Here is a 2,542-nt window from a genome sequence, read left to right on the forward strand (position 1 = left end):
CGAAGAGCCCGCCGTCGGCGAAGAGCGCGCCGGTGCGTGGCGGTGCGGAGGGGCGTGGGGGCACCCGGGTGCCGGACGCCCCGGCGGTGCCCCTGGAGAACGGGACCTTCGCCCGTACGCCGAGGATGGGGGTGTCCGGATCCGGGGTGAACCCGGGCGGGGCGGCGGGGCGCGGCGGGGGCGCGGAAGGCTGCGCGGGCGCCGTGCGCGGGGGATGTGCGGGGCGTGGTGGGGGCGTGCTGTGGGGTGAGTGCGCCTGTTCCGCGTCGGTGCTCACCTGCACCACCTCGCAGCCGTCGACACCTGTTTCACCTGGCTCCGTCCGGTTCGCCGCACCACCCACCGCCTTTCGGGCAGGTGGGCCCGTATACGGACAACACGCCGCTGACCTGCCGGTCGTGGCGTGCGCGACACTCTACGGGGAGCCGGGGGCCCTGCGCACCGGGCGCCCTCTACCCAGTGGTAATGGCAGTCTGGCAAGCTGCGTCCATGTCCGCTGCCGCCGCTGACCGGGCCCGGTACGACCGGGCCACCGCCCATCTCGAAGCGCCCGTGGCGATTGTCGACCTGGGAGCCTTCGACGACAACGCCCGGGATCTGGTCACCCGGGCGGGAGGCAAACCGATCCGTGTCGCCAGCAAATCGGTGCGCTGCCGGGCGCTGTTGGAACGGGTGCTGGCACAGGACGGCTTCGCGGGGATCATGAGCTTCACGCTCCCGGAGTCGCTGTGGCTGGCGCGCGAGGGGTTCGACGACGTCCTGCTCGCCTATCCCTCCACCGACCGGGACGGCTTCGCCACCCTGACCAGCGACCCCAAGCCGGCCGAGGCCGTGACGGTCATGGTGGACGACCTCGCCCAGCTCGATCTGATCGACAGTGTTCGCGCCGGGACCGAAGAGGTCCGGGTCTGCCTGGAATTGGACACCTCGCTGCGGATGCTCGGCGGGCGGGTGCGGGTCGGGGCGCTGCGCTCACCGCTGCGCGAACCCGAGCAACTGGCCGAGCTGGCCCGGGCGATCGACCGCCGTCCCGGCTTCCGGCTGGTCGGGCTGATGGCGTACGAGGGGCATGTGGCGGGCGTGGGCGACTCGGTGCCCGGCAATCCGCTGCGCTCGCGCGCCGTACGGCTGATGCAGTCCGTGGCCCGCCGGGAGCTCGCGGCACGCCGGGCCGCGGTCGTACGGGCGGTGCGGGCCGTGGCGGACCTGGAGTTCGTCAACGGCGGCGGTACGGGCAGTGTGCAGCACACCGCCGCGGAGGACGCGGTGACCGAGATCGCCGCCGGATCCGGGCTCTACCAGCCGCGTCTCTTCGACCACTACACCTCCTTCCACGGCCGCCCGGCGGCCCTGTTCGCCCAGCCGGTGGTGCGCCGGCCGGGGGTGGGCGTGGTGACGGTGCTCGGCGGCGGCTATCCGGCGTCGGGCGCGCCGGGCCGGGACCGGCTGCCGGTGCCGTATCTGCCGGAGGGGCTGGTGTACGACTCGATGGAGGGGCCGGGCGAGGTGCAGACCCCGCTGCTGGGCACGGCCGCCGACGATCTGCTGATCGGCGACAAGGTGTGGTTCCGGCATGCCAAGGCCGGTGAGCTGTGCGAGCGGTTCGACACACTGCGGCTGATCGAGGGAGACCGGGTGGTGGCCGACGCGCCGACGTACCGGGGCGAGGGCAGAACGTTCCTCTGACCGCGACGCGCCCGCGGCCTGGACGGGCCGACGGCTTCGGCCCGGACGACCGACGACTTCGGCCCGGACGACCGGCGACGCGCCTAAATGGACCGGCCGTCGCCCGTCAGTGCCTCGATGCCCTTGACGATCTTGTCCATATCGCTGAGCGGCGGCGCCTTGTCGCTGTCGTCGAACCCGAAGCGCACCACGACCATCGTGTCCGGCACGGTGGGCGACGGGAAGGCCAGCGACTGGACGACGCCGTCGTCGCCCTTCTTCGTCACCACCTTCCAGCGGACCAGATAGCCCTTCCCGCCCGCGACCTCGACCGCCGACTCCTTCAGCTCCTTGTGGGAGGTGATACCGCCGTACGCCTTACGGTCGTTCTCCTCGTCGGTGCCGTAGGACTCCTCGGCGTTCTGCGCGATGTCCTCCTTGGCTATGCCCTTGGCGGAGGTGGCCTTATAGCCCTCGGCGGTCCGGGAGAAGGCGCCGCCGCGCACACATTCGGTGGCCGGGTCGCCCGGGCAGGGGTAGCGGGAGGTGGTGACGCCCGCGCCGCCGGAGCTGCTGCGCCCCGCCTGCCAGCCGGTGAGCACGGGCAGGCTGATGCCGTTGCCGGGGTCCGGGGCGGTGTCCGGGTCGTAGCTGGGTGATGCGCTGGGGGCGTCGCTGGGCCCGTCCGAGGGGCTGTCCGGGCTGGGCAGGTCCGGGGCCGGGTCGCCGCCGTCCGGCGGGGCGGAGTCGCTGGGGGCGGCGGGCCCGGTCTGGGCGTTGCCACCACCGCCGTCGCCGCCGTCGCCCAGCAGCACGATGCCACCGACGATCGCGGCGACCACGACGCCCGCGGCGACCGAGACCGCCGCGATCCGCG

The 2,542-nt window shown here is 73.4% G+C and carries 2 protein-coding genes and 1 pseudogene; 1 reads left to right on the top strand and 2 read right to left on the bottom strand.

What is annotated here, in order from left to right; translation table 11 throughout:
- Positions 1 to 277 (bottom strand): annotated as a pseudogene (locus tag KN815_RS48515) (hypothetical protein); the annotation flags it as partial.
- Positions 278 to 489: 212 nt separating this feature from the next.
- On the opposite strand from KN815_RS48515, the gene KN815_RS48520 reads away from it, so the two are divergent.
- Entirely contained in the window at positions 490 to 1,686 is a 1,197-nt protein-coding gene (locus KN815_RS48520; protein WP_216348128.1) for an alanine racemase, read from the top strand.
- A gap of 83 nt (positions 1,687 to 1,769) precedes the next feature.
- On the opposite strand, the gene KN815_RS48525 is transcribed toward KN815_RS48520, so the two are convergent.
- Positions 1,770 to 2,542: hypothetical protein (locus KN815_RS48525; protein WP_253209729.1), on the bottom strand; the 773-nt coding region annotated here is incomplete at its 5' end.

It is taken from the genome of Streptomyces niphimycinicus, from assembly GCF_018883605.1.
Classification (GTDB): Bacteria; Actinomycetota; Actinomycetes; order Streptomycetales; family Streptomycetaceae; genus Streptomyces; species Streptomyces niphimycinicus.